7 protein-coding genes are annotated in these 6286 nt (G+C 35.1%); 6 read left to right on the top strand and 1 reads right to left on the bottom strand.

Annotated elements, in window-relative coordinates; all coding sequences use genetic code 11:
• The first annotated feature begins 276 nt into the window (after positions 1–276).
• Both WGMM_RS02970 and WGMM_RS07110 read left to right on the top strand, forming a co-directional pair.
• Positions 277–1311 (top strand): aspartate-semialdehyde dehydrogenase, encoded by a 1035-nt coding sequence (locus WGMM_RS02970; RefSeq protein WP_038249847.1) that lies wholly within the window; start codon positions 277–279, stop codon positions 1309–1311.
• 402 nt (positions 1312–1713) lie between these two features.
• Entirely contained in the window at positions 1714–1845 is a 132-nt protein-coding gene (locus WGMM_RS07110) for a hypothetical protein (RefSeq protein WP_275039481.1), read from the top strand.
• Positions 1846–2122: 277 nt separating this feature from the next.
• Here WGMM_RS07110 and WGMM_RS02965 read toward each other — a convergent pair whose 3' ends face one another.
• On the bottom strand, positions 2123–2623 hold the full coding sequence (locus tag WGMM_RS02965; protein WP_038249850.1) for a Smr/MutS family protein: 501 nt from the start codon (positions 2621–2623) through the stop codon (positions 2123–2125).
• A gap of 92 nt (positions 2624–2715) precedes the next feature.
• Between WGMM_RS02965 and rlmB the strand changes: the two genes are divergently transcribed.
• From rlmB to WGMM_RS02945, 4 genes are all read left to right on the top strand, one after another.
• Positions 2716–3480, top strand: a complete 765-nt coding sequence (rlmB, locus tag WGMM_RS02960; protein WP_038249844.1) for a 23S rRNA (guanosine(2251)-2'-O)-methyltransferase RlmB — start codon at positions 2716–2718, stop codon at positions 3478–3480.
• 79 nt (positions 3481–3559) lie between these two features.
• On the top strand, positions 3560–4282 hold the full coding sequence (locus WGMM_RS02955; protein ID WP_038249842.1) for a Bax inhibitor-1/YccA family protein: 723 nt from the start codon (positions 3560–3562) through the stop codon (positions 4280–4282).
• Positions 4283–4819 (top strand): cytochrome c oxidase assembly protein, encoded by a 537-nt coding sequence (locus tag WGMM_RS02950; protein WP_038249839.1) that lies wholly within the window; start codon positions 4283–4285, stop codon positions 4817–4819.
• Between the two features lie 169 nt (positions 4820–4988).
• Positions 4989–5966, top strand: a complete 978-nt coding sequence (locus tag WGMM_RS02945) for a quinone oxidoreductase family protein (protein WP_038249836.1) — start codon at positions 4989–4991, stop codon at positions 5964–5966.
• Positions 5967–6286 lie beyond the last annotated feature (320 nt).

Here is a 6286-nt window from a genome sequence, read left to right as displayed (position 1 = left end):
TTTTATCATCAAAATTTATTGTAGGCTTTCTTTTATTCGAAAGAACACTTTGGGCCTTTGATCCATTGGTTCCTTCAGGCCCTTGAGGTGTAGAAATTGCAGGTTTAACCTTAGTTTCATCGTATTCCTTACTCATCTTTCATTTCATTATGTAATATTACTAATATTGCATAATAATAGCTAAATTACAATTAATTGCAAGGTAAAAATATTAAAACAATTGTAAATTTTGTCAGTAAAAATATAATAGAACTTTGAAATTAGAGGTTCATCTATATGGGATACAAAATTGCTGTTATTGGAGCAACCGGAAGAGTAGGGCGTGAGGTATTAAGCACGCTTGCTGAATTTCAAGATGAGGCGATAGATTGCGTTATTGCACTTGCATCGAAAAAATCAGAAGGGAAGAAGGTGAGCTTTGGTGACAAAGAGTTAACAGTTTTATGCCTTGAGGATTATGACTTCGTTGGAACTAATGTAGCCATTTTCTGTGCTGGATCTCATGTTTCTGAAGAGTATGTACCAATTGCAACACAGGCTGGATGCATCGTGATAGATAACAGTTCCCATTTTAGAATGAAAGAGGGTGTGCCACTCATTATTCCAGAGATTAATAAAGAAAAAATTATGGAATATAAAAACCACAACATAATATCCAATCCAAACTGTACTACAATACAGATGCTGCTAGTACTACATCTATTACACCAAAAAGCAAAAATAAAGAGAATCGTTGCTTCAACTTATCAATCAACTTCTGGTGCAGGCAAAGCAGCAATGGATGAGCTCTATGACCAGACAAAAAAAATCTTTATGAACGAAGCTAAAAAACCCAAGATATTCTCTAAGCAAATAGCATTCAATTGCATTCCCCATGTAGGAGAATTCATGAAAAATGGTTCTACAGAAGAGGAATGGAAAATGCAAGAGGAGACAAAAAAAATTTTAGAGGAAGATATAAAAGTTACTGCAACTTGTGTAAGGGTACCCGTCTTTATCGGTCACGCTATGGCAGTAAATGTGGAATTTGATCAACATATCACTGAAGAACAAGCTCGTGAAGTGCTAAGTGAAGCCGAAGATAGTGGAGTTTTAGTGTACAACAGGCGTGAAGATAGTGAATACATAACTCAAATTGATGTTGTACAGGAGAATGCTGTATATGTATCGCGTATTAGAAGAGACAATACTGTTGAGCACGGATTAAATATGTGGATAGTGGCTGACAACCTGCGCAAAGGTGCAGCATTAAATATAGTGCAGATTCTTGAGATTTTGATAAGAGAGCATTTGTCAATCAAGTGCATATAGAGCGCACGTACGTTGTAATTCGAAGGAAATTTGTATACCACATAGCAGCGCGTGACGCGGGAATGGCTTTGTTGCATCGCTACTTATGAAAGGCTAACTATAATTAGGATTATAAGCAACTTATTGAAAATCTTGTTTTTTTGCAATCAATCTGATCAAATTTAAGAATAGTAATTTGTTATTTATATTAATAAATTTAATTCTATTGAAAATAGCTAAAGCATTGAAATTCTTGAATTTTAGCCGGATTAGTGAGTGGTAGTGAAATTTCTTTTACTCAAATTTAGGTATTCACTGACCGTTCTTGTTATAAATACCAGAATAATAAGCTACTGATATTCTCCACCTTTTTTATCTTTAATCCATCATAGCTAGCGATGCAACAAAGCCGGCTGGATTCCAGTGTCAAGCACTGGAATGACACCATTTACTGTGCAGTTTACCTTCAAAAATGAATGTTCGTACAGCTATGGAATAAATCGCGGTATGACGGTTCGCAGCGGCATAGTAACTCGTCACCCCGCTACTTGTTAGCGGCTGAGATACCGCGGCGGTATGACGTAGAAGCTATACTTTTATACTCACCAACTCAGTATCCAATCTGGATCCAAGTAGTCAAGCTATTCGGATGACACCCTCATAAAGTGAAATGAGATCCCGCTAACAAGTAGCGGGATGACGGGAAAAGAGGTACTGGGAGACATCCTTCCTGGTAGACCCAAATCACAATGTTCGCACAGTTGTGCGTCACGCGCTGCCGAACACTGTATGGTTAACAAGAAAAATTAAGGCTTAAAAGGAATTTTAAGTATCAGGACTCAAGGTTTTTATTCCTTCTTAATAAAACATAAAAAGCCCCTTTACCACCATGTTTTTTCGTAGCTTGTTGGTAGTATAGAACCATATGCTGGATTTTAGTGTCATTTAACCATTTATTTAAGTTACTCTTTATAGTGTCTGTTTTATTTGTTGCACTGCCGTATCCCGTAATTACCAATAAACATCTATTTCCTGCTCGATAATTTTTGATAATAAAATCTATCAATTTACAGTAAGCATCCTCTATACTATAGCCGTGCAAATCGAGCTTATCGCTTATAAAATATTTACCCCTATCAACTTTTGATTTTGTGTTTTGGTCAAGACAAAATGGTGAGTTACCATTATTGGTATTAAGAAAATTCCTTTGTAAGTCGGAGGTACCTTTATCAACCATAGACTTTATATTTACTTTATGATCAACTTTCAAAGTAACTTTTCCACATTCTATTGGCTTAACATTTTTTTGCCAATCCAACTCATCGTTCGACATAAACGCATTAATCGAATTGTATAATTTTACAACAATATCCAAACATAGTAAAATGTTGCTTATTCTATAAAAACCCGGTTTTCGATAATACGATGAAATCGTCAAAAACTAATGAGAATTTTTGGCTGTATGGAAAGCACACCTGCATGTCAGCACTGAAGAATAAAAATAGGCAGTGTATAGAACTGTTAGTAACAGAAAATTTCTATAGAGAACATGAAAAAGAAATTAGGCAATGTGTAAATAGTAAGGACATTAAAGTTCGATTAGTAGAAAACAAAATACTTAATGACGTTTTATCTAAAGGTGCTAACCATCAAGGAATTGCTTTAAATGTTGCCCCTATTCTTTATAACTTAAGCATCGAAGAAGTAGCTGAAAGCTCAAACGACAGCTCTACTATAGTCATTTTAGATCAAGTCACTGACACGCACAATATTGGGTCGATTTTAAGAACTTCAGCTTGTTTTAATGTCAACGCATTGGTTTTACCACATAACCATTCACCGAGTGAAAATGCATCTATTGCAAAAGCAGCAAGTGGGGCTTTAGATATTGTTCCGCTAATATACGTTACAAATATAGTAAAAACTATGCAGTATTTAAAAAAGGTCGGCTACTGGTGTTACGGGTTTGATTGCAATGCTAAAGAAAATATAGATGAAATAAAGAGTCTTGAGAAAAAAAGAGTAATGATTTTTGGTTCTGAAGAGAAAGGAATGCGGAGGTTAGTTAAAGAAAATTGTGATTATCTTTTAAAGATCCCAATATCAAACGTAATTGACAGCTTAAATGTTTCAAATGCAGCAGCAATAGGCCTATATTCTATTTATATTAAAACAAATGCCAGTGCATAGCTGTTTATAATAAAAACACTTGATAAAAATATGGTTTTATATTATAACGTGTTAAGTAATGGATAAAAGGAGTTATATTATGTCTTATATGAGAAATGAACAGGATATTCGCTCTCAAGGCGTTTATTATAGTGCTGGGCTTAGAAATTACCTAACTAAAGTATATAATTACATGGCTTTAGCTTTGGGCGTTACAGGGCTTGTTGCATTTTTAACAGTATTTTCTGGTCTTTTTCAAGTAATTTATTCTAATCCCGTTCTATCGCTTGTGGTAATGTTATCTCCGGTTGCATTGGTGTTCTACATGTCTTATAGAATTCAACACCTAAGTGCTCAGTCTGCCGTTACTATATTTTTCTCGTTCTCAGTGTTAATGGGGCTTTCCTTATCTTATGTTTTTATAGTTTATACTGCAGAAAATATAGCAAGGGCGTTTTTCATTACATCAATCATGTTTGGCTCTATGGCTTTATATGGTAATACCACAAAAAGAGATCTTACAAGTATGGGCTCTTTCTTGATTATGGGAGTTTGGGGATTAATCATTGCGTCTATAGTAAATTTATTTCTTGGAAGTAGTCCTCTCCACTTTGCAATATCGTTCATATCAGTAATAGTCTTTACCTTAATGACTGCGTATGATGCTCAAAGAATCAAGGACGTTTATTATAAACATAATGACGGATCAGAAGTTGCTACTACTAAATTGGCAATACTCGGTGCGACTAATCTTTATTTTGACTTTATTAATATATTTCTCAATCTACTCAGGTTACTTAACTTGTTCAACAATAGGGATTAGATGTTTTCCTTTTTAAGGAAAGGCAGTAAGAATTCTATAGTTTTCTTTTTAGTATCTTTAGTTGTGTCGATGATATGTCTTGCATATGCATCGGTACCTCTATATAGCATTTTCTGTAAAGCTACTGGGTATGGTGGCACAATAAGAAAAGTAACTAATGCAACAACAAATATAACTAACCAAAAGATCAGGGTTCACTTCAATGCTGATATAATGTCCGATCTACCTTGGGAGTTTAAATCAGAAACTCACTACGTTGATGTGAACATAGGAGAACAAAGTTTAGCTTTTTATTACGCAAAAAATCTATCTGATCAGCCTTCATTTGGAATGGCGGTGTATAACGTTACGCCTTTCAAAGCAGGTAAGTATTTCAATAAAATTGCATGCTTTTGTTTTGAAGAACAAATGTTGCTACCAAAACAAAAAGCAGCTATGCCCGTATCTTTCTATATAGATCCTGAGATAATGCTTGATAACAACACAAAAGATTTGAGCGAAATAACACTATCATACACGTTTTTTAAGCTTAAGTAACAGAATGTTTGCAAACCGTGTCATTTCAGTAATCAATAGGGTGTCATCCGAGTAGCTGACACTGGGATGACAGGAGGTAACGCAAGAAGTCTATTGATTGTAAAAACAATAACTTTGCAAAATATTAATTATTAGATAACATAATTAAAGTTTTTATCTTACATTCATCATGGTTAGAGCTATACAAATAAAAAAAACTGGAGGACCAGAAGTATTAGAATTTGTAGATAAGAATATAGGTGAGCCAAAAGGCGAGGAAGTTTTAGTACGTCACACAACTATCGGCTTAAATCGTTATGATTTAGAGCACAGAAAAGGTACACGCAAAATTAAAAATTTACCATCAGCGCTTGGGGTAGAAGCAGTGGGAGTTATTGAAAAGCTTGGTAAAAAAATCAGTGATGGGTTGAAGGTTGGAGACAGAGTTGGATATTGCACAGCTCCTCCAGGGGCATATTGTGAAAAGCGCATTATACACCAGAAATATCTGATAAAAATTCCAGATGACATATCTGATGAAGTTGCTGCTGCAGTGCTGTTTAAAGGTATGACAGCTCACTATTTAGTTAATCAATCTTATAAAATCAGGCCTGGTGCTTTCGTGCTAGTTCATGGGGCTAATGGTGGCTTAGGACAAATAATATGCCAATGGGCAAAGGATAAAAAAGGTGTAGTGATAGGTTCTGTAAGCTCTGATGAAAAAATGAAGATAGCTTTACAAAGTGGCTGCACATACGCAATAAACTACAATGATAAAGACTTCGTTTCTAAAATTATGGAGATTACGCAAAACAGAGGAGTAGGTGCAGTGTATGACCCCATAGGTTACGCTACAAGTAAGCTCTCTTTTGAATCTTTAGGCAGGTTCGGCATATACGTTTCCTATGGGCAGATATCAGGTAACGCTCCTATTAGTTTTTCTTTACTTAGTTCACGTTCGTTATTTGCAACTGGAACCTCAATATACCATTATAAGAATGATAGATTCACATTAGTGCTTACCACAATGGAAATCTTCGAGATGATAAGAAAAAAACTTTTAACTGTACGGATCAATAAAAAATATAAACTTGATGAAATAATTCAAGCCCATCATGATATGGAAAATAGAAAAGCTAGTGGGTTAAATATTATCAAAATCTCTTAAGTAAATTAGTAATTTAAATTAACCATTCATTAAATTATATCAACTAGAGTTTCACATATTTAACTCTCCTTTTGGGGGAATTAAAAGCATATAGCTAAACTGACTTAGATTTACCGACAACCATCATCCCGCTACGTGTTAGCGGAATCTATACCGCGAATAGACTTCTTGCATAACCCAAACTAAGTAGAAAGAAGGTATCATCCGAGTAGCTGACACTGGTTCCTTTATGACGGTAGTACGCCCCCCCTTCTCCTGTCATTCCAGTACTCTCTTCTTGTCATCCCAGTGCCCAAACACTGGGATGGCTTTGTTGCATC

Source organism: Wolbachia endosymbiont of Glossina morsitans morsitans, from assembly GCF_000689175.1.
In the GTDB taxonomy this organism is placed as follows: Bacteria; Pseudomonadota; Alphaproteobacteria; order Rickettsiales; family Anaplasmataceae; genus Wolbachia; species Wolbachia pipientis.
The sequence above is the reverse complement of the archived record's forward strand: the minus strand, read 5'-3'. Positions and strand labels throughout refer to the sequence as shown.

Bases quoted from the DNA above. Each gene is read 5' to 3' on its own strand.
- WGMM_RS02970 (WP_038249847.1), top strand. From the start codon at position 277: ATGGGATACAAAATTGCTGTTATTGGAGCAACCGGAAGAGTAGGGCGT.
- WGMM_RS02945 (WP_038249836.1), top strand. From the start codon at position 4,989: ATGGTTAGAGCTATACAAATAAAAAAAACTGGAGGACCAGAAGTATTA.
- rlmB (WP_038249844.1), top strand. From the start codon at position 2,716: ATGAAATCGTCAAAAACTAATGAGAATTTTTGGCTGTATGGAAAGCAC.
- WGMM_RS02950 (WP_038249839.1), top strand. From the start codon at position 4,283: ATGTTTTCCTTTTTAAGGAAAGGCAGTAAGAATTCTATAGTTTTCTTT.
- WGMM_RS02955 (WP_038249842.1), top strand. From the start codon at position 3,560: ATGTCTTATATGAGAAATGAACAGGATATTCGCTCTCAAGGCGTTTAT.
- WGMM_RS02965 (WP_038249850.1), bottom strand. From the start codon at position 2,623: ATGTCGAACGATGAGTTGGATTGGCAAAAAAATGTTAAGCCAATAGAA.